Origin of the sequence: Paenibacillus sp. A3 (genome assembly GCF_001399685.1) — a bacterium.
In the GTDB taxonomy this organism is placed as follows: domain Bacteria; phylum Bacillota; class Bacilli; order Paenibacillales; family NBRC-103111; genus Paenibacillus_G.
Map to the genome: position 1 here is coordinate 1 of NZ_JTHN01000168.1, position 20,536 is coordinate 20,536.

22 protein-coding genes are annotated in these 20,536 nt (G+C 56.2%); 10 read left to right on the top strand and 12 right to left on the bottom strand.

Going from position 1 to position 20,536, the window contains the following annotated elements; genetic code table 11:
- Positions 1-469: 469 nt before the first annotated feature.
- Positions 470-1,414: a protease complex subunit PrcB family protein gene (locus QJ48_RS24325; protein ID WP_054976020.1), complete on the bottom strand. Its 945-nt coding sequence runs from the start codon at positions 1,412-1,414 to the stop codon at positions 470-472.
- Between the two features lie 166 nt (positions 1,415-1,580).
- Here QJ48_RS24325 and QJ48_RS38155 point away from each other — a divergent pair, with 166 nt between their 5' ends.
- The 4 genes from QJ48_RS38155 to QJ48_RS24340 all read left to right on the top strand — a co-directional run bounded on the left by QJ48_RS38155 (position 1,581) and on the right by QJ48_RS24340 (position 5,741).
- Positions 1,581-1,736 carry a hypothetical protein gene (locus tag QJ48_RS38155; protein ID WP_193394491.1) on the top strand — a complete coding sequence of 52 codons (156 nt, stop codon included), beginning with the start codon at positions 1,581-1,583 and terminating at the stop codon, positions 1,734-1,736.
- A 340-nt stretch (positions 1,737-2,076) separates the two neighbouring features.
- Positions 2,077-3,171 (top strand): sugar ABC transporter substrate-binding protein, encoded by a 1,095-nt coding sequence (locus tag QJ48_RS24330; protein ID WP_054976021.1) that lies wholly within the window; start codon positions 2,077-2,079, stop codon positions 3,169-3,171.
- 73 nt (positions 3,172-3,244) lie between these two features.
- Positions 3,245-4,750: a sugar ABC transporter ATP-binding protein gene (locus QJ48_RS24335; protein ID WP_054976022.1), complete on the top strand. Its 1,506-nt coding sequence runs from the start codon at positions 3,245-3,247 to the stop codon at positions 4,748-4,750.
- Between the two features lie 4 nt (positions 4,751-4,754).
- Complete coding sequence (locus QJ48_RS24340) at positions 4,755-5,741, top strand: ABC transporter permease (protein WP_054976036.1); 987 nt, start codon at positions 4,755-4,757, stop codon at positions 5,739-5,741.
- A gap of 131 nt (positions 5,742-5,872) precedes the next feature.
- On the opposite strand, the gene QJ48_RS24345 is transcribed toward QJ48_RS24340, so the two are convergent.
- A complete protein-coding gene (locus QJ48_RS24345) occupies positions 5,873-6,283 on the bottom strand; it encodes a hypothetical protein (protein WP_054976023.1) in 411 nt (136 codons plus the stop codon).
- Positions 6,284-6,459: 176 nt separating this feature from the next.
- On the opposite strand from QJ48_RS24345, the gene QJ48_RS24350 reads away from it, so the two are divergent.
- Genes QJ48_RS24350 through QJ48_RS38160 form a run of 4 tightly spaced genes read left to right on the top strand, consistent with a single transcriptional unit; the run spans position 6,460 to position 8,729 of the window.
- Entirely contained in the window at positions 6,460-7,017 is a 558-nt protein-coding gene (locus QJ48_RS24350; RefSeq protein WP_054976024.1) for a helix-turn-helix domain-containing protein, read from the top strand.
- 5 nt (positions 7,018-7,022) lie between these two features.
- A complete protein-coding gene (locus tag QJ48_RS24355; protein WP_054976025.1) occupies positions 7,023-7,730 on the top strand; it encodes a YhfC family glutamic-type intramembrane protease in 708 nt (235 codons plus the stop codon).
- 27 nt (positions 7,731-7,757) lie between these two features.
- Positions 7,758-8,534 carry a YhfC family intramembrane metalloprotease gene (locus QJ48_RS24360; protein ID WP_054976026.1) on the top strand — a complete coding sequence of 259 codons (777 nt, stop codon included), beginning with the start codon at positions 7,758-7,760 and terminating at the stop codon, positions 8,532-8,534.
- Between the two features lie 57 nt (positions 8,535-8,591).
- A complete protein-coding gene (locus QJ48_RS38160) occupies positions 8,592-8,729 on the top strand; it encodes a hypothetical protein (protein ID WP_193394492.1) in 138 nt (45 codons plus the stop codon).
- Positions 8,730-8,827: 98 nt separating this feature from the next.
- On the opposite strand, the gene QJ48_RS24365 is transcribed toward QJ48_RS38160, so the two are convergent.
- The 4 genes from QJ48_RS24365 to QJ48_RS24380 are packed head-to-tail and all read right to left on the bottom strand — an operon-like array spanning position 8,828 to position 11,855.
- Positions 8,828-9,484 carry an amino acid ABC transporter permease gene (locus QJ48_RS24365; protein ID WP_054976027.1) on the bottom strand — a complete coding sequence of 219 codons (657 nt, stop codon included), beginning with the start codon at positions 9,482-9,484 and terminating at the stop codon, positions 8,828-8,830.
- 27 nt (positions 9,485-9,511) lie between these two features.
- The gene (locus QJ48_RS24370) at positions 9,512-10,171 is read right to left on the bottom strand and encodes an amino acid ABC transporter permease (protein WP_054976028.1); all 660 of its coding nucleotides are present in this window, start codon (positions 10,169-10,171) and stop codon (positions 9,512-9,514) included.
- Between the two features lie 58 nt (positions 10,172-10,229).
- Positions 10,230-11,081 carry a glutamate ABC transporter substrate-binding protein gene (locus QJ48_RS24375; RefSeq protein ID WP_054976037.1) on the bottom strand — a complete coding sequence of 284 codons (852 nt, stop codon included), beginning with the start codon at positions 11,079-11,081 and terminating at the stop codon, positions 10,230-10,232.
- A 45-nt stretch (positions 11,082-11,126) separates the two neighbouring features.
- Positions 11,127-11,855: an amino acid ABC transporter ATP-binding protein gene (locus tag QJ48_RS24380; RefSeq protein WP_054976029.1), complete on the bottom strand. Its 729-nt coding sequence runs from the start codon at positions 11,853-11,855 to the stop codon at positions 11,127-11,129.
- Positions 11,856-12,130: 275 nt separating this feature from the next.
- On the opposite strand from QJ48_RS24380, the gene QJ48_RS24385 reads away from it, so the two are divergent.
- On the top strand, positions 12,131-13,603 hold the full coding sequence (locus tag QJ48_RS24385; RefSeq protein ID WP_054976030.1) for a CAP-associated domain-containing protein: 1,473 nt from the start codon (positions 12,131-12,133) through the stop codon (positions 13,601-13,603).
- A 77-nt stretch (positions 13,604-13,680) separates the two neighbouring features.
- Here QJ48_RS24385 and QJ48_RS24390 read toward each other — a convergent pair whose 3' ends face one another.
- From QJ48_RS24390 to QJ48_RS39270, 6 genes are all read right to left on the bottom strand, one after another.
- Complete coding sequence (locus QJ48_RS24390; RefSeq protein WP_054976031.1) at positions 13,681-14,565, bottom strand: metal-dependent hydrolase; 885 nt, start codon at positions 14,563-14,565, stop codon at positions 13,681-13,683.
- A gap of 38 nt (positions 14,566-14,603) precedes the next feature.
- Complete coding sequence (locus QJ48_RS24395) at positions 14,604-15,836, bottom strand: MFS transporter (RefSeq protein ID WP_054976032.1); 1,233 nt, start codon at positions 15,834-15,836, stop codon at positions 14,604-14,606.
- 139 nt (positions 15,837-15,975) lie between these two features.
- Entirely contained in the window at positions 15,976-17,862 is a 1,887-nt protein-coding gene (locus tag QJ48_RS24400; RefSeq protein ID WP_054976033.1) for an MHYT domain-containing protein, read from the bottom strand.
- A 106-nt stretch (positions 17,863-17,968) separates the two neighbouring features.
- Positions 17,969-18,670, bottom strand: a complete 702-nt coding sequence (locus tag QJ48_RS24405; protein WP_063858158.1) for an AIM24 family protein — start codon at positions 18,668-18,670, stop codon at positions 17,969-17,971.
- Positions 18,667-19,176 carry a hypothetical protein gene (locus QJ48_RS24410; RefSeq protein ID WP_054976034.1) on the bottom strand — a complete coding sequence of 170 codons (510 nt, stop codon included), beginning with the start codon at positions 19,174-19,176 and terminating at the stop codon, positions 18,667-18,669. The genes QJ48_RS24405 and QJ48_RS24410 overlap by 4 nt, the downstream gene beginning before the upstream one ends.
- Positions 19,177-19,407: 231 nt before the next feature.
- The gene (locus QJ48_RS39270) at positions 19,408-19,539 is read right to left on the bottom strand and encodes a hypothetical protein (RefSeq protein ID WP_272948153.1); all 132 of its coding nucleotides are present in this window, start codon (positions 19,537-19,539) and stop codon (positions 19,408-19,410) included.
- 430 nt (positions 19,540-19,969) lie between these two features.
- Between QJ48_RS39270 and QJ48_RS24415 the strand changes: the two genes are divergently transcribed.
- Positions 19,970-20,443 (top strand): ribonuclease H-like YkuK family protein, encoded by a 474-nt coding sequence (locus tag QJ48_RS24415; protein WP_054976035.1) that lies wholly within the window; start codon positions 19,970-19,972, stop codon positions 20,441-20,443.
- The last annotated feature ends 93 nt before the right edge of the window (positions 20,444-20,536 follow it).

Below are 20,536 nucleotides of genomic sequence, written 5' to 3' on the forward strand. Positions count from 1 at the left end.
GGTCGATGTAGGCCAGCCTCGTGCCGTTTACGTCCGCATACCGCTTGTCCATGATGATCCACTCCTCTTTTTTCACATGCCATCGATGGTTAGCCGAGCTTGTTGAGAAACCCGCTTCGCGTGGAAAATTCTCTGCATACGCCGGTGGGGTATATCCCTCCAGCCGCTCTTGAAACCCGTGAATTTGATTAGAATTAGCGGTATTTTCACGAGTTTCAAAGGCGGACGTAAACTCTTACGGGATATACCCCACCTCTATTTGTCTGAAATTTTCACGTCCAGGGTTTCTTAACACTCTGCGCCATCGATAGATAGCTTTTAAGGGTATTATACCCGTTTTACCCGGGAATTTCCGCCTTGAATCCGGAGCGGGGCCAAAATAAACGGCAGCACGAAAAAGAACCGGCTGTCCGCTCCCTCGAAAGGGGTCGACAGACATCCGGTTCTTTCCTTGCGGCGCTCGAGCAGGTTAAGACTGCGGATTGGCCGGGCTGACGCTCGTCGTTGCAGCAGCAGACTCGGCTACCGCTTTATATTTGGACGACACGTAAGTTTCCGCTGTCGGCTCGGTAATCGCCTGGGTGTTCATGCTGTCCGGCTTCGGATCGGTCAAGGTGTACGTAATCACCGCCCGGCCGTCGGCTTCGAACCGGATTCCGCTAATCGCGATACCGTAGCCGCCCGTCGGCTTCTCGCCGCGGGACAGCACGACTTTGTTCACGTCGTCGTTTACTTTTTCTACTGTTACTTTAACGTCTTCCTGCGGCACCGGCTTTTGCGCATTCGCATGCGATTCGACGAACTTGATCGCGCTGTGCAGCCAGACGGCCGCTTCGCCGCGAGTCAGTTCCCGCTTCGGATAAAACTTCGCGTCCTCTCCCAATTTGATCAGCTTGTGCAGCACCATCCGCTGCACGCTGCTGCTCACCTTCGGATCGATGTCGTCCTGATCGGCGAAGGCGATGAACATTTCGATCACAGGGTACGTCCCTTTCGTATCGATCGCATGGATCAGCAGATCCGCGTACTGCTCGCGGGTAACCGTACCGTTCGGGTCGACATCCTTCGGAATCGGCAGCCCGTTCACTTGGGCGATCACGAAAGATTCGGCGTACCACGCGTTATTCGGCACGTTCGTATAATAATCCGATGCTTCGGGCTTCTTAATGAAGCGCATCGTGTCCATATTCAAATTCAGCCCTTTGACCAGCATATGAACGGTTTGCGCATAGCTGGCTTTGCCCATCGGGACGAAATGCCCGCCGTCCACCCCGCTGACGATTCCACGCTGCTTCAATGCCATGATCGGTTCCTTCTGATCGGCGCTCAAATCGTTGAATGCCGAGGCCGAACCGGCTGCCAAGCTGCCGAGCAGCGCTGCCGCCGACAGGAATGCCACTGTTTTTTTCATCATAATCAAGAACCACCTTTCGTTGTTTGCTCCGGAGTTATTTACTAGACGGACGGGGTCTGCCAAATGTTGCAGGAAAGCAGATGCAGCATCGCCCATCCGAGGCATGTTCCGAAAAATGGCGCATAAGCTGTGATAGATACCATTTATGAACCGGGAGGGAGCCGGCATGCCCATAGCGCTGGTGCAAATCGCCTTGTTTCTGATCGTCATCCGTTCCGCGCATATGACGTTCCAGCTTTTGCGGCGTCCGAAGAAGCCGTGGCTCGATCTGCTGCATTACGTCTCGGTTGCGATCGTGGCCGTGTCGTTTTTATTTCATTAAAAGCAGCCGTGTTCCCTGTCCGCCCCTGGCACGAATCCGTACAATAACCGCTAACCTCCTCCGTTTCATCATCAGATGACGGAGTTTTTTTACGTTTTTCCTTATGTTGACGTATGAATATTCGGAAAACTCCCATTTCCCCGTTTCCAACCGGAGAGGTCTGTGCTACTATGAGGGGTATCTGGCAATTTGTCGTATTTTGTAGTTTTTTGAAGGATCATCCCTAAAAATATTCCCCTGCATATTGACCGTTTATGAAAAAGAATGGTAAAGTATTTATCACCTACTAATTCCATTGGAATTATATAATTATAGCCATTCGGGGGAGGAACTCATCGTCATGTCACATTGGAGAAAAAGCGTCCTGCTGGTACTCATCTTCGTGCTTTCGATCAGCATGGTCGCTTGCGGTGCGAAACCGCAGGCTTCGGAACAAGGCGGCACGAACGCCCAAGCGGGAAGCAACGCGGACAACCCGCTCGCGAATAAAAAGATCGCGCTTATTATGCAAATCAACCTCGGCACCTTCTCCGCCCAGTACATCGAAGGCGTGAAGGAGCAGGTCGAGAAGCTCGGAGGCAAAGTAACTGTCACTCCGGCCGACGGCGACCTTGCCAAGATGGCCTCGAACCTCGACGCCGCCATCAACCAGAAGGTCGACGGCATCCTGATCGACCATGGAACGGCGGAGGCGCTCGAAGCGGGCGTGAAGCGGGCGCTGGAGAAGAAAATCCCGGTCGTCGCCTTCGACGCCGATCTGAAGGTTCCGGGCGTAACCGTGCTGGAGCAGGGCGACGCCAAGATGGCCGAAATGACGCTGGACAAGTTGGCGAAAGACATCGGCGGCAAAGGCAACATCGTCAAAATCTGGGTTGCGGGCTTCGCCCCGATGGAACGCCGTCAAGTCGCTTATAAAGAATTCCAGGACAAAAACAAGGACATCAAGGAAATCGCCGCTTTCGGCGCCGCATCGCAGAACACCGCTCTGGACACGCAAGCGCAAATGGAAGCGATTCTGAAGAAATACCCGAACAAAGGCGACATCGCAGCGGTATGGGCCGCTTGGGACGAGTTCGCCAAAGGCGCTTCGCGGGCCATTCAGCAAGCGGGCCGCACGGAAATCAAAGTATACGGTATCGATATGAGCGACGAGGATCTGCAAATGATCCAGGATCAGAAGAGCCCGTGGGTCGCTTCCGCCGCCGTCGATCCGAAGGATATCGGCCGCATCCAGGTTCGTTACCTGTACCAAAAGCTTCACGGCGACCAAACGCCGGACAAAGTCGTTCTCGACCCGGCATTCGTCTCCCGCGAGCAGCTGCCACAGCAGCAAATCTCGACCGCTCAGCTGAGCGAGCACGTGAAAGGCTGGGGCAACAGCCAGCAAGGCTACACCGACTGGCTGAAGAAAGCCGAGAAACCGGCGGCCAAGTAACATCTGAATAACCCAATCCCACCCGCTGCGGAGCCGGTGGGATTTTCCGTTGAAGGAGCGTGAGACTGTCCCGATGACCACTTCCGCAGCTCGACTAGAAATGAAAGGCATATCCAAATCGTTCCCCGGCGTCCGGGCGCTGCATCAAGTCGATTTCGAAGTTCGCGGCGGCGAAATTCATGCGCTGCTCGGCGCGAACGGAGCCGGAAAAAGCACGCTGATGAAGGTGCTGTCCGGCGCGTACCGGCCCGATGAGGGCAGCATCCTGATCGACGGGGCCGCACTGTCCATCGGCGGTCCGCTCGACGCCATCCGCAGCGGCATCCAGTGCGTGTATCAAGAGGTCGATACGGCGCTTGTTCCGAGACTGACCGTCGCAGAAAACATCATGCTGGACCGGCTCACCGCCGGGCGCGGCTGGATCGATTGGAGCAGTCTGCAGCGGGAAGCTTCCCGCGTGCTGACCGATATCGGCTTGACCGGCCTGGACGTCCGGCGGCAGGCCAGTGAGCTCTCTATCGCCCAGAAGCAGTTGGTGCTGATCGGCCGGGCGCTGGCGCAAAAGGCAAAGTTTATCATCTTCGACGAGCCGACCGCTCCACTCTCCGGAGAAGAGGCCGAGCAGCTCTTTCGCATCATGAACCGGCTGAAAGCCGACGGCGTCGGCTGCATCTTCATCTCGCACCGGCTCGGCGAAGTGTTCCGCATCAGCGACCGGGTTACCGTCATGCGGGACGGGCAGCGCATCTCGACGAAAGCGGCGGCGAGCACGGACACGCAAGCCGTCGTCGAAGAGATGCTCGGCAAGCCGTTCGAGGAGGAGTTCCCGAAGGCGGAGGTCGCCATCGGCGAGCCGCTGCTCGAAGCGCGCGGCCTGACCAGCGGCACCAAGGTGCGCGGCGTCGATCTGACAGTGCGCCGCGGCGAAATCGTCGGCGTCGTCGGATTGGTCGGCGCGGGCAAAACAGAGCTGTCGCGCCTTCTGTTCGGCGCCGACCCGCTGGATGCGGGCGAGCTGCGGCTGCACGGCCGCGGGCTGAAGCTTCGCGCCCCGGTTGACGCCGTCCGCGCGGGGCTGGCGCTCATCCCGGAGGAGCGCCGCAAGCAAGGCGTGCTCGTCGAGCTGTCGGTGAAGGCGAATCTCGCGTTGACGCTTCTTGAGCGGCTCAGCCGGCTCGGCTTCGTCAACCGCCGCAAGGAGACGGAGAATGCGGACGCCCGCATCTCCGAGCTTGGGATTCAGCCGCCGAACCGGGAGCAGCAGGTCAAATATTTGAGCGGCGGCAACCAGCAGAAGGTGGCGGTCGGTAAATGGCTGCCGACGGATGCCGAGGTATATTTGTTCGACGAACCGACCAAAGGCGTCGACGTCGGCGCCAAAAGCGATATTTTCCGCTTGATCGGACGACTCGCCCAGGAAGGGAAAGGCATCGTGTACTTATCGTGCGAAATCGCGGAAATTCTCGGCATTGCCGACCGGATTCTCGTCATGAGCTACGGACGGATCGTGAAAGAACTGTCCCGCGACGAAGCGACGCAGGAGAAAATATTGTACTATGCAAGCAGCGGGGAGGCATAAGCAAGTGAAAGGCAAATGGCTGGATGTTTCTTATAAATACGGGGCCTTATTCATCATCGCCGCCGTCATTGCGATTTTTTCTATCCTCAACGAAAATTTCTTGTCCTACGACAACATGGCGGACATTCTCCGCTCCATCTCGATTGTTACGTTCATCGCGATCGGCGTGACCTTCTCGCAGATCGTCGACGGATTCGACCTCTCGGTCGGCTCTACCGTCTCACTGACGACGGTCGTCACGGCGACGATGATGGTATGGTTCCAGTTCCCGCTTATCGTCGTACTCATTGTCCCGCTGCTGATCGGTATCGTCATCGGACTGCTCAATGCGCTCTTGATCGTCAAAGTCCGCATCCCGGACCTGCTGGCGACGTTAGCCGTGATGTACATCATCGGCGGCGTGCACAAAACGTATACCCAAGGCTTCTCGATCTATAACAACATGCAGATGACCGACGGAACGAAAGCGCCCGGCAAATTCACCGAGTCGTTCCTCTGGATCGGCCAAGGCAAGCTGCTCGGCATCCCGGTGCCGGTCGTGCTGATGATTATCGCCGTCGTCCTCGTCCACGTCTTTCTGACGTACACCCGCTGGGGCCGCCAAATGTACGTGACCGGCGGCAACCAGGAGGCCGCGCGCCTGTCCGGCATTGCCGTCAACCGCGTTCGCACGTTCGCTTACGTGCTGTCCGGCATCTTCGCCGCCATCGGCGGCATTCTGTTCGCCGCCCGCGTCGGCTCCGGCCAGATCGATGCCGGGGCGCCGCTGCTGATGGAGTCGGTCGCCGCCGTGTTCGTCGGCTTCTCCGTACTAGGCGCGGGCAAGCCGAACGTGATCGGCACGTTTTTCGGCGCCGTCCTGATCGGCGTGCTGCTGAACGGGCTGACGATGCTCAACCTGCCGTACTACGCCTTTGACATCATCAAAGGATCGGTGCTTGTCTTGGCGCTTGCCATTACGTTCATTCATTTGACGCGGCGCCGCGCTTAACGTTATCGGGGCTGTTCGGCTGTAGAGAGCCATTACATGCCAGCCCGTCTACTCTGCCCGCTGCCGGCCGGAACGCTTCCGTGCCGCGAGCGGGCATTTTTTTTCCGCAAGCAGCGAACAGCGAGCAGCCTTCAGTCGAGCTTGGCCACGTGCCCCCGGTGGCGGCGGATCAGATCGACGATCTCGTCGTACTGCTCCTCGGCCACCTTCGCGCTCAGCGCGTAGCGGAGCTCCCGGTCGTCCACGCCGTCACCGTTTATGTCGTGCCCGGCTTCGTCCAACGTACGAAAGCCGAGATAAGCACCGGCCGCCGCTGCGCCGGTTGCGGCGATCGGTCCGGCCTCGCTGCCCGCATAACCGACACCGGCCGGAATTGTCCCCGTGCCTACGACAGCAATCGGAAACAGCAGCGGCGTATCGCGGTCCAGCGCTTCATCCAATTGTCCGATTTCAACCTGCTCCACCCGGTACGTTTGCAGCTTGATCCGAACGTCCTCGGCTTCGTTTTCCGTATGAAAATAAGCTTGGATCGGTCTGCTCATCCTCCATCGCTCCTTTGTATGGAAATGGCTTTCTCTTTTTCCTTACCCTATGTTGCCCGTTTTTACTCAAGCATGTCCGCTCTTTTCCTGTGTAACCCCACGCTGCCACCTAGACAAAAGGAGCAAAACCCATTATAATCATTATCAATAATGATAATGTTTGAGGTGAAGGCTGTATGAAAGACACCAAAGCCGACCTGATTTTACACCCGGTCCGCTTCCGCATTCTTGGGCTGCTGGTCGGCGGACGCCGCATGTCCGCGCTCGAAATGGTCGAGGCGCTGCCCGATATTCCACAAGCGACGCTGTACCGGCATTTGAACAAGCTGTACAAGGGCGGCGTACTGATCGTAGCCGACGAACGCCAAGTGCGCGGAACGATCGAGAAAATATATACGTTGCCCGATAAGCAAGCCGTCCTGTCCGCGGCAGATTTGGCCCATGCCGACCGGGACGATAACCTGCGCTACTTCATGACGTTCGTCGCCTCGCTGGTAGACGATTACGGACGCTATTTACAGCAGCCCTCCTTCGACTTGGAGGCAGACGGCGTCGGCTACCGGCAGGTACCGCTATACTTGACGGACGAAGAGTTTGCCGAATTCGCTCAGGCCCTTCGCCCTCTGATTCGGGAAGCCATGACGAAGTCTCCCGAACCCGGACGACGGCGGCGCTTATTCACCACCATCATCATCCCGGAGCCGCAAGCATCCGATTCAAAAGGAAAAGAGTGACGCTCATGAACCCAACCCAAACAACATCTAACGAACCGACCGATGCCTTCTACGATCGTATCCGACGCCGCTTTTATATGGCGATTCCGCTTTATTTGGCCGTTCCCGCCGCCTTCTGGCTCGCTTTCCGCTATGCCGGGTTTCCGGCGGATTGGGCCGCCTTCGGGATCGGTGCCGCCGGTTGGTGGGCCGCGCTCCTGCTTCGCGGTCCGATTGCGCTGCTTGTCCGCAAGCAGCCGAAGGAGCGCGCCGGCCTGCTCGTCGCAGCCGCCTCCGGGCCGCTGGAAGAAGGCGTCCGGTTGCTGGCGCTCTGGATAACCGGCTTCTCGCTCAACTCCGCCCTGTCCCTTGGTCAAGGCTGGGCGGCCATCGAGGTCGTCTTCGCCGTCGTCAATGGGATCGTCCTCGCTTCCATCATCAAGCGGACGGACGAAAAAGCGATGCAAGCCAAGGCGTTCCTTGAATCGACCGGCCAAATGAACAGCTCCCCGCTGTGGGGTGTGCTGGAGCGCCTTTTCGCCAGCATGTTCCACATCGGCAGCACACTGCTGATCGCCCATATGCCATGGCTGCTCCTTCTGATGATTCCGGCGCATACCGGGTTCAACCTGGTCTCCGTCCGGCTGGCCAAACGGTCGCTGCCGCTGACAGAGCTGTTCGTAGCCGCAGTCGGAATCGTCACCATAACCGCAGGCCTGCTTGTATGGCAATAAGACCCCGAGAAAGGAAGTGAAACGCCCATGGTCAGCTCATGGTCCATTATATTTATGATCACGACCGCCATATTGTCTATTGGCGTACCGACAGCATTATTTATCGTCTACTACCGCAAAGAAAAGTTTTCGCTCAAAGCATTCGGCATCGGTATTCTGGTATTTATCCTGTTCAGCCAGGTGCTAGAGAAGCTGCTCCATGTCTACGTTCTGCAGGGTAATCCGTACACTGCAAGCCTCATGAGCCGAAACCCGCTGGCCTTGGCAACGTATGGCGCTCTGGCGGCCGGCATCTTCGAGGAAGCAGGACGTTACATCGCCTTCCGCTTCTGGCTTAAACGCAACCGGGAACGGAAGGACGGCATCGCGCTCGGGCTCGGCCACGGCGGGATCGAAGCCGTGCTCATCGGCGTGCTGGGCAGCGTGCAGTCGCTCTATATGTCGCTTCTGATCAACGCCGGACAATTCGATAAGCTGCTCGCTTCGGGGGCTCCGAGCGAACCGCTGCTCGCCGTGAAGTCGCTGCTGCTCACGACGCCCGCCTCGCATTTTGCCCTAGGCGGAATCGAACGGATCGCCGCGCTGCTGATTCAGATCGCCATGTCGCTCCTGGTGCTCTACGCCGTCCGCAGCCGCAAGCTGCTGTATTTGGCGTATGCGATCGGACTTCACGCCGTGATCGACTTTTTGCCGGGACTCAGTCAAGGAATGAAATTGAACATCTGGCTGCTCGAAGCCGTCGTGGTGGCATTTGGACTCGCTTCGCTGGCCTTCATCCTCAAATCGAAAGCTTGGCTAAAATGATGAAATAATTCGCCCCTCCTCTTGGTACGCTAACCAATGGAATGGAGGTGAGCAACTATGACAGGAAGAAACAACAAGCCGGACAACGACGGACCGGCCAGCCAACCGGGACGTCTCGACCAATTCGGCGACAAGCTGGCGGAGGAGACGGTATCCCGCGAGGCAAGCCCTTGCGATACCGGCAAGAAGAAGTAGCTCCGTGCTCCATCAAAAGAACAGAACCGCTCGCCTGCCCCTTCCAAGGGACCCAAGCGAGCGGTTCATTTTCGTCAAAACGGACCATTTATTCCATTCTATGCTTGGCGGACTTCCAGCCGTTTGGCCAGCAGCGACAACGCGTAGTTGACCACAAAATAGATCAGCGCCCCGGCGATAAAAACCGGGATGACCCAGTTCGGGTTTTTCGCGGCTACGATCTGCATATTGTGCATGAGTTCGGCGAGTACGATGACCGTCGCCAGCGACGTATCCTTGAGCAGCGAGATGAACTGGCTGACGAGCGGCGGCACCATCCTGCGCAAGGCCTGCGGTAAAATCACATGCCACAAAGCCTGAACGTAGGTGAGCCCCGACGAGCGGGCCGCTTCCATCTGCCCCTTCTCGATCGACAGCAGACCGCTGCGGACAATCTCGGCAATCATCGCCGCTTCGAACACGGTAAGCGCTGCGATCGCGGAGTATTCGGCATTTTGGAACATTTTCAGCCCGACCTCGGGCAGCGCAAAGCGCGTGAAAAAGATAATGAGCAGAAGCGGCAAATTGCGGATCGTCTCCACGGCCACCGCGAGAACCTGAGAAAGCACGGGAACGCGCGCATATCTGAGCGTGCCGACGAGAGCGCCGAGGATAAAGCTGAAAATAATCGAGAAAAAGGCCACTTTTAATGTCACGTAAAGCCCCTGCATCAGAAACTTGAGATTTTCCGGGGCATAGGCTCCGGCGAAGTCCATGTCGCTTCCCCCTTCCTCTGCCGGGCGTTAGAACGCCATTCGCTTCTCCAAATACCGTACGCCGAAGCTTAATGGAATCGTCAGCGCGAGATAGAACAGCGCGATAAAAATATAGACGCTGAACGTGACGAACGTCTGCGTCGAGACGATATCGCCAAAGTACATCAGGTCAAGACCCGCGACGACCCCAAGCACGGACGTATTTTTGACCAGGTTCAAAAATTGGTTGCCGAGCGGCGGAACGACGATTTTGATCGCTTGGGGAAGTACCACGTGACGCATGGTTTGCAAGTACGTCAGCCCCGACGAACGGGCGGCCTCCGTCTGGCCCTGCGGAACGGCCAGGATGCCCGCCCGGATCGCCTCCGCAATGAAGGCCGCCGTGTAGATCGACAGCGCGATCGTCCCCGACGTAAAGCCGTCGAACGGCAGACCGAGCGCCGGAGCCGCCAAATAAATCAACAGAACGATCAGCAGCAAAGGAATGTTGCGGATAAATTCCACGTATGCCGTGCCCAGCCAGTTAAGCGGCTTCAGCGGAGCGATCCGGAATATGGCGATAACCGTTCCCAATACAAAGCTTGCCAGCAGCGCGATCACACTCGCTTTGACCGTATTGCCGAAGCCGAGCATATAGGTATCCCAATGCTTGATCAATATATCGAAACGCAGGAGCTGGTCGTTCATGTCCGGTTGAGCCTCCCTTCGGGCAACAAGGATGCACGCTTAGCTTGTTATTTCGACGTTATTTCGCCGGCTTTTCTCCGAACCACTGCTCATACAGCTTGTCGTATTCGCCGCTCGCGTTCATGTCCTTCAGGAACTTGTTGACGTAACCGACAAATTCGCCGTCGCCCTTCCGGATCGCCATCCCGTACGGCTCGTCGGTGAAATTGCCCCCGGCCAGCCGGAAGCTCGGATCCTGCTTCACCATCCCGAGCAAAATCGCATTGTCCGTCGTAAGCGCATCCCCTTGACCGGCCTTAAGCGCGGTGAACGCGTCCTGGTAATTGTCGAACTCCAGCACGGTCGCTTCCGGCGCTTTGGCCCTGATGTTGACCGCCGACGTGGAGCCTTTGACCGCCATGACCTTCGTTCCTTTCTTCAGATCCGCGATCGATTGAATCGTGCTGTCTTTCTTCACGAGCAGCGACTGGCCTGCTTTGAAATAAACGTCCGTGAAGTCGACCTGCTGCTTGCGCTCTTCATTGATCGTCATCGTGGCGATAATGATGTCGATTTCGCCGTTTTGCAGCATCGGAATGCGCGTTTTGGAGGTAACCTCCTTCAGCTCGACCTTCGTTTCGTCGCCCAAAATGCTTTTCGCCAGCCGCTTGGCCATATCGATATCGAAGCCTTCAACCTTGCCGGTGCCGGGATCTTTCAGCCCGAACAGCTTCGTATCGTATTTGACGCCTGCGATAAGCTTGCCGCGTTTCTTAATGGCTTCAATCGTAGAAGCGGCCGCTTCCGGCTTCCCGGGCGTTCCGCCCCCGGCTCCCGGCTGTTCCGCCGGTTTGTTGCCGCAGCCCGCCACCATCGTAAGCATGAGCATCGAAACGAGCGTAAAGGAAAACAGCTTCTTCATTTTAAGCATTTTCACAGTCCAGTCCCCTCTCCATTTGGATATACGAATATCGGATTAGTGATTCAACACCCGGCTAAGAAACGTGCGAGCCCGCTCCTCGCGCGGACTCTCGAAAAATTCGGCCGGAGGCGTCGTCTCGAGAATTTGCCCTTGATCCATAAAGACGATCCGGTCGGCCACTTCACGGGCAAAGCCCATCTCGTGGGTGACGACGACCATCGTCATGCCTTCCTGGGCCAAGTCGCGCATGACGTCGAGCACTTCTCCGATCATCTCCGGATCGAGCGCCGACGTAGGCTCGTCGAACAGCATGATCTTCGGCTTCATGGCAAGCCCGCGCGCTATCGCCACGCGCTGCTGCTGCCCGCCCGACAGCTGCGACGGATAGGACTTCGCTTTTTCGGGAATGCCGACTTTGTTCAAATAAATCATGGCCGTTTCCTCGGCCTCCTGACGCGAGAGACCGAGCACCTTCATCGGGGCCAGCGTGATGTTCTCCAGCACCGTGCGGTGCGGGTATAAGTTAAAATGCTGGAATACCATGCCGATATTGCGCCTCAGGCTGTTGATGTCGGTTTTCTTGTCATGGACCTTAATATTGTCCACCGTCAGCTCCCCTCCGGATATCGTCTCCAGCCGGTTGATGCAGCGGAGCAGTGTGCTTTTTCCCGAACCGGACGGTCCGATCACAACGACGACCTCGCCCGGTTCAATGGTCAAATTGATGTTTTTCAATACGTGAAAATGACCATAGTGCTTGTTCACATCCCGGAATTGAATCAAGACGCAACCCCCTTTGTGCATGTCGGCTTTGAAGGATGATGCTTTTTTGTCCTACGGTCTCAGATTAAGTATGCGGGCTCGCCGACAATTATGACTTGGCAATCGAAATTTCACCCAATAGCAAGCGCTTTCATTCAACTTTTTTTATTTTCGTATGCCCGGCTGCCGCCCCCTTTGTGCCGCCCTTGCTGGTTAAGATTAACATAGACAAGGAAAGAAACGGCTTATATAGTTAATGGAAACGATATCATCTTAGGCAAGAGGAGGAATGCGCTTTGAACAAACGTTGGTTAACTTATACTCTGCCCATTGCCCTGAGCTTCGCTTCCATCTTTTCCGCTTCCATCCCTTCGCAAGCCGCCGACGCTTCCGCGTTTACCGATACAAGCCGTCACTGGGGTGCCGAAACGATTTCCTGGGCGGTGCAAAACGGCATCGTTAACGGTTACGAGGACGGTACGTTTCGTCCAAATGCCGTCGTGTCCGAGCCGGAATTTCTCGCGATGCTGCTGCGCGCCTATCCGGACAATGCCGTTCCTGCGTCCGAATCCGGAGCCCCGTGGCATGAGCCTTATTATTCCTATGCCGCCGCCCGCCATTGGCCGCTGCTTCAAAATACGGACCGGAATTCCTACAACCGCGGCCATGTCGCACGGCTGATCGCAGCCACACAGCAGCAAGCGCTCAATTTGAACGATTCCATCCGTTACTTGCTCGATAAAGGACTGTCCCGGGGGAAAACGTCTGCGACCGTCGAAGGCTACAAAGCTGCAGATCGCCTGTCGCGGGCGGAAGCGGTTCAGTTCATCCGCAATCTGAAGCAAAACGTTTCCGCGCTCCGTCCCGCCCCCGCTCCTTCCAAGGAAGCATCGGACGTTCCGACCGCTTCCCAAGCTCAAGGAGCCGTCTCAGTCAAAGGCGTGGCCATCGGCGATTCGGCCGATGCGGTGGTGCAGAAGCTGGGGCAGCCGGCGCGCAAAGACGCAAGCGAATACGGCTTCCAATGGTATATCTACAACCAGGATTATAAAGACTACGCCCAAATCGGCGTCAGCGGCGGCAAAGTCGTTGCCTTGTACTCGCCGTCAGCCAATTGGCGCACCGACCGCGGGATCGCCGACGGCTCGGGCAAAGCCGAAGTCGAGAAGCAGTACGGTCGTCCGGTCTCCTATATTATGAAGGGAAATACCCGCTTCATGATCAATTACGGCAAAGGCGAATACGGCACCTACGAAATCGCCGGAGCTTATGTCACCTTTTTCTACGATATTTATCGCGACAGCACGGTTACGGGCTTGCAGGTCATCGAGAAACCGACGGAGCAGGCGTTTGCTTCCTTTTATCCGGAAGGCAGCGACACGCTCGCACGCTCGTTCGAGCTTCAGAGCTTCGATCTTGCCAACGCCACCCGGGTGAAGCTCGGTTTGCAGCCGTTCGGCTGGGACGACAAAGCGGCGGAAACGGCCCGTAAGCACAGTAAGAATATGGGAGCCCAAGGCTACTTCGACCATACCGATCCGAGCGGACACAGCCCGTTCGACCGGATGAAGCAGGGCGGCATTACTTACCGTGCTGCAGCCGAGAATATCGCCGCCGGACAAGCCAGCGCCATCTTCGCGCACCACGGCTGGATGAACTCGGAAGGCCACCGCAAAAACCTGCTGAGCGACATCAAGCGTCTTGGCGTAGGTGTCAGCTTTGGCGGCTCGATGCATATTTATTACACACAAAACTTTTACACTCCGTAACCTCGTTTGAAACAGCAAACGCCTCGTTCCCGGCGACGAATCGCCGGAAAACGAGGCGTTTTTGCATAGATGCGAGGTTAAAGTGCTTGCTTCTCGATGAATTCGAATAAAAATGACTGTCCGCCCCGGTAAAAACGCGGGTCGTACAGGCCGAGCCTGGTCCCGTCATCGACGATCACGACGAACGGAGACCATTCGTACAGCGTCTTCGCTTTCGGATTGGCGGCAAACAAACGATCCAGATCCGCGTTTTCTTGGGATTGAAGCTTCGCTGCCGGTTTGACGCCGGTCCACACCGAGCCCTTCAGCAAGTCGACCGTGCCGCCTTGCTTGCCGATCACCGTAAACACTCCCGGTACGAAATCGGCGGAAAGCGCCACCTGCTCGTACTGCGCGGACGCCTGCATGTACAGCGTGTACCCTTGGGCGGACTGCGCCCCGACGTAGAGCGCCATCAACAGCCAGACGAGGCGGTACACGCGGTGCGGCGAACGATCCCGGTCTGTTCTCCGAAAGCGGGCCCAGAGCCATCCGGCGAGCATGAGCGCCCAGAAGACGAGGTCGACGATCGGAATGGTTCCGAACGTAATGCGCATCGTCGAGACCGGCTCGAAATAACCGGTCCCCCAGGCGTTGAACAAATCGCTCGTATCGTGGATGAAGACGGCGAGACAGCCGATCAGAAACAAGCTCCAACCGCGGGTTTTCCACAGAAGCCGTGAGACGCCTGCGAGCAGCGCCGCCCAGATTGGCACCAGAAAGACCGAATGGGTCAGCCCGCGATGCCACATCTGGTAGCGTCCCGCCGTATCCCACCACGCGGAGATGACATCGATATCGGGAATTTGCGAGCCTGCGACGGTCGTAAACAGCAGCGCCCGCTTTTCCGCCCGGCTCATGCTGCGTTTGTCGACGGCTCCGTATAACGTAAGGCCAAACAAGGTATGCGTAATGGTATCCACGGCCTGCTCCTCTTCCCAACTGCTTTAGTGACTGCCGCTTAACCTTCGGGCATCCCGGCTTTCGCCGGCATACGCATGACCGGAAGCATGACCAATACGCCTAATACGAACAGAACGGCCGACGCTTCATACATCCCCACGATCGAAAACAGCTCCTTCAGCTTACCGGCCAAGCTCATCGTTATGACCATCGAGCCCATAAAAATCGGGTTCAAAATGCCGTTCACGCGTCCGACAAACGCCGCGTCCGTATTTTGCAATATAAGCGTATTAATGCCGATCTGAATACAGGGCAGTACCAAGCCCGCAAGGAACTGGGCGAACAGCGTAAACCACAGCACCGTCGAAAAGCCCGTAAGAGCAACGCTTACGGCACTGACCGCCATACCGATCATGAGCAGCACTTGCGGCGCGAACTTTTTCGACAGCCCCATCGCAAGACCGCCGCCCACTATCATCGCTACGCCGCTCGCGGTCATCAGCCACTGCAAATTTTCTTTATGCAGCCCGAGTCTTTCCGTAACCAGGAAGACGCCGAGCGGCTGAATGAGGCCGATCGCGAAACCGGCGATCATGAAGCAAAGACCGAGCGTAGTCAGCAGCTTGCGGGACAGCACGTAGCGGAAGCCGGCGACCATTTCCTCGCGAATCGAAGTGCCCTCCTTGGCAGTCTCCTCTTCGGTATCCGGCGGCAGCATGACGAGCACCAAGGCGGACAGCAGAAAAGCGACGCCCATGATAGCGATGGCTACCACAATGCCGTAACGCTGATAGACGAATGTCCCGAGAATCGGACCAAGCACCATGAACAGCGCGAACATCGTCTGGTAAATCGACATGCCCGCTTGAATGAGCGCCTCGGGCACATGCAGCTTGAACAGCCGCATCCCCGAAGGCTGTGAGAACTGAGAGAGGATGGCTGAGACGAGTGTGGCGAAAAATACGGCCTTCCAGGTGCCGTATACCAGGGTCAGCAGCACGGCAAAAACGGATACCGCACTGAGAATATCGCACCAGACCATCGTCCGCTTCGGCCTCCAGCGGTCCGCGAACGTACCTCCGATAAACGAGAAAATAAAGATCGGCGCAAATTCGGCCACCGAGATCATCGATACGGCGAACGCATCCCCATTCGTCTGATCTACGACATACAACAAAATGGCAAAGTTGCGCACCCAAATGCCGATTTGCAGCAGCAAACCCGACAGCAGGATGACTTGTACGAACCGGTTGCGAAATAAATTGCCCATACCCGGTGAAGAAGTGGTCATAGGTTCTCATCCTTTCTCTTGACGAAGCTGTTTTTACAGGATTTGAAAAACAATCCGCACGAAACCATAATTAATACGCAGCTAATGAAAAAAAGGTTGCTCTTCCGTCCAGCGAAAGACAAAAATAAGGGCCGGACAGCTAAAGCCGTACGGCCATTTTATCTTCGATGCAGCGGACTTGGATCGTAAACACGAAGACGGCTCCGTTTCCCGGGGAAGATTCCGCCCGTATGCTGCCGCCCATCAGCTCCACCAGTTTTTTGCTTATCGCCAGACCGAGGCCGGTGCCTCCGTGCTTGCGCGCTGTGGAATCTAGTTGATAGAATGGCTGGAATAAATATGGAATCGCCTTTGTCGGGATGCCGATTCCGGTATCCCGGACCGCAAACTCAAGCTCCAATTGCTCTCCCCTGCGGCAGACTTGCCGAATACGGACCTCAATTCCCCCCTGTTCCGTGAATTTGACGGCATTTCCGATCAGATTGATCAGAACTTGCCTGAGCCGGACCTCGTCTCCGATCAGAAACTCGGGGACACCGGAATCGGAATGCACGTGCAGCTCAAGCGCTCGGTGTTGGATTTGCGGCGTGAACAGCCGCAGCGTCTCCTGCAGGCATTCCGCCAGATGAAAAGGCTCGCTTTTTATATTCATTTTACCAGATTCGATCTTGGAAAAATCAAGCACGTCGTTGATGACGGACAGCAGCGCCTTGCCGCTTTTTCCGATAATCTTCACGTACTCGCGCTGTTCCTCGCCCAAATCGGTTTCAAGCAGGAGCTCGCTCATCCCGATCACCCCGTTCAAAGGGGTTCGGACTTCGTGACTCATGACGGCGAGAAACTCGCTTTTGACCCGGGCCGCGCGTTCGGCCTCCAGCTTCGCTTCGATCAGCTGCCGCTCCGTTTTTTTCTGCACGGTAATGTCCTTCGATATCGTGTAGATATCGACGATGTTTCCGTTCTCCATCATCGGCACGATGGTCGTGCTCAAATGCACGGTCCGCCCGTCCCGGCGGCGAATGGAGCATTCGACCGTCTGCGGCGTCCCCTCCAGCACTTGGACGAAGCAGGCGCGGATCTTCATGCTGTCCCGGCGGTTCATAAAGCGGGTGAAGGGCTGGCTGACAAAATGTTCAAGGGAATACCCGCTAATGCGTTCGGCGGCGGGATTGGCCCGAAGAAGCCGCCCGCTCAAATCGAACAGACAAACCATGTCGGGATTATGCTCGAAGACGGAGTCGTATCTTTGCTTGTTCCCATCCACAAGCCGCTGAGTGAATCTTCGCTCCAGAAATTGGCTGAAGGCGAGGAGCAGCAGCACGATGAGCGCCGCCGCCCCGATCCACGAAGCCAGCAGCATATCGTCCAAGCCTTGAAGCTCCTCTCCTGTACCATGCATCAAAGCTCCGTTCACTTGGAAATTTGTCGCCTGCATGCCGCTGTAATGCATCCCTGCTATGGCGAAGCCAAGCAGAGCGGCCGTGATGCATTTTGCCGAAAATGACGACGGTCTCCCTTCATGTGTTTCTCGATAAACGAACGACCAGCGAAAAGCAACGAACGAAGCTCCGAAAGCAATGAGCAGCGACACGCCGACCCAATACACGTTATACGTAATCATTCCGGGAATTTGCATCGCGGCCATCCCGGTGTAGTGCATCCCTGCAATCGCAAGACCCATCCATAGAAAGCCGGCAAGCGACTGGCGCCAGGTCGGCGCATTCCCGGAGATGGCAGAGAGCGGAGCCCAAGCAGCGCCTATCGGCAAGAGGATGGACAAAACCAAATAAAAAGAATGATAACGAACGTCGACGGGGAGATGCAAGGCCAGCATGCCGATAAAATGCATCGACCAAATACCGAGGCCCATGATGACGGACCCGAGTACCATCCACAGCGATTTGGAACGGCCGTACAGCTTCGGCATCCTTTCACTTAAATCCAGTGCGCAATACGAGGAACAGATGGAAATAAAGACGGACAACAAAACAAGAGGGATACTGTAGGTTCCGTGCAGGTACTCCATACACACACTCCCATCCCTTTGCAATTTTCGTCAAATTTCATCTTCTAGTAAACCATTTCTACCGGAGGACAAGGAATTCCTGCTTTTTCATGTTTTTTCATAAATTTTACTTTATAATGACTCCGCCGAACGGAAGCGCCTCTCTCAAAATCCGTTTGAACAAGGACTCGCCCTGCAAAGGATCGGCCAGCCCGAATCTCGGTCTGGAAGGCTGCAAAAGCACCTTGCCCGAGCCGGTAATTTCCCAATGGTAGTTCATGCGCTGGCTTGCAAGCGGATTGCCGTAGACGCACAGCTGCAGCTTGGCTTCCTCCGGATAAGCGACGAGACAGCCGATATCGACATAAACCGGTTCCGACGGATCGATCGTGAGCTCGCATAAAGGGCCGCAGCTAAGCAGACCGAGCGTGCCCCCGCCGGAAAATTTCATCCGAATCCAGTCCTGCGTCACGACGGCTTGCTTGATTTTTTGGAACCGGCTCTGCAGCTTCATCCCCTCGCTGTACAGCAGCACATACCGGATGTCGAACAGCAGGCTGCTATCCTCCGGCAGCTCCATCGCCCGGAAGCTGTAGCCTGCCGGGACGCCCAGCACAAAGCGCGCAGGGCCGGTCAAGCGCGACTCGATCCAGCGCTTTTTCCGATAAACTCCGGCCACATTCAGCAGACGGTCCTCCCGGCTTCCGGAACGGCCCTGAAAGGCGATGATCTGCTTCGGATGCAGCACCAAGGCGGCTTCGCCGGCGGCAAGCTCCACGGCTGCCGCTTGTCCGTCGCTTCCGGCTCCTTCTTCTACATGAATCTTCATCCGTTCCCTCCCCGGTGGCTTGCGCTGCGGTTCCGGCGCCATACGACCAGCCGGATCACGCGCATCAGAACAAAATAGAGCACAACAAGCAGCACTCCCGTCAGCGCCGTCCGAACGATTTGCCTCGTGCGCTGCGCGCTCGCCTGCTCCGCCTCTTCCAAACGCCGGATCACCTGCTCCAACTGCTCGTTGCGGCTGCGAAGCTCGCGATTTTCCTCCATCAGCCGCTGCTCCGTCGCTTTGTACTGCTCTGCGGCTTCCTCCGAGCGCTTCAGCGTCGTCTCAAGCTGCTCCCGGTTTCGATCCAGCTCCTGCTTCGTCTCGTTATATTGATTCTGGAGCTGTCCGATCTGCTCCGGCATGTCGTAAATGTCTTTCACCCGGTCCAAAAAGCCTGCTTGCGCGACAGGCCAAGGAAGCGTCAGCAGCAGAAAAAGGCAGGCCGTCCCCGCTTTGACCTTGATTCCCCGTTCCGGCTTTTTGAACGGACGCGGCATCATTTTCATACGTGCTCTCCCCTTCCTAATCGTACGAAATAACAGGCGCATTTCCTTTATTTTACCTGTTTTTTCGACAAAAAGGAACATGCTCTCCCTATGCGGAGAACAAAGAAAAGACCGCGTTTCTTCCGGAAGCTTTCGCCTGCGGAAAGTGCGGTCTTATGACGATAGGCAAACGGAAGAGCGAGACGTCCGGGACGGGTCCCCAGGTCATCTGCGGAGCTCTCTGCCCGATCATTAGATGATATGATGCCGGAATAAATATTCTACAGCGGAACCTGCGAGCCTCATCCACCCGATAGCGGATACCCACAGCGGTATACTGAGCATCGTTCCTACAACGAGTCCGACGGAAAATCTTCCCTCCATGGCGCCAAGCCTCCTTTTACAGCGATGCCGCTGACAGGTTAATTCCATTATATGATGAAAGCGCTCTATTTTGAATTAGTTTTCAGAATTTTATTAAAATTTACCGATGTCAAACGATTTGAATTTGATCTCCCGTTACTTTACAATAAAAGAGGATGTTTTTTTCATTCGCCTGAGCCGTAAGGCTTAGGCTCTTTTTTCAAAGGGGCCCGGCTCCTTTATGCAAACGGCTTACGTTTAACACACTCTACTTTCTTATGTCGATCCTCTTTTTAAACCTCGTTTGGTCCTTTGCTTTTCTGTTGACTACCCGTTGAGTTCCAAGTACCGATTCCAGTCGATCCGCTGCAAATTTAAACTATTTTAACGATTTTTGGCGTAAACTATAGCTATGGGGTCATTTTCAATCTTGGAGGGAGTTGGATAACAGATGATGTTCCTTAGCCCGACTAGAGGTTCCGTTACATTGGAGGAAATGGTTAAAATCCTGCACGACTTTGTCCAAGAAGATCAGGAAGCAAGCTATAAATTGGTTATCGGAACGGATTCCCATACGACCCGGCGCAGCACGACGCTCGTCACGGCCGTCATCATTCACCGGATCGGCAAGGGAGCCCGCTTTTTTTACCGCAAACGGAGCAGCCGTCCGCTCTTCGACCTGCGCACACGCATTTACCGCGAAACCGAGCTCAGCCTGGAGCTGGTCGAGCTGCTGAACCGCAGCGGAATGAGCGACCTGACTTCCCAGTGGCCGCTGGAAATTCACATCGACATCGGCCAGCAGGGCGAGACGAAGGTGCTGATTCAGGAAATTTGCGGCTGGGTCACTTCCGTCGGCTACGAAGCGCGGATTAAGCCGATGTCGTTCGGCGCCAGCTCGGTGGCGGACCGATTTGCGGAGTGAGGAACGCAAAAAAGAGGGCTTGGAGGCCCTTTGTGTTGTGAGGAAACCCGCTTCGCATAAAAATTCTCTGCATTCGCCGGTGGGGTATATCCC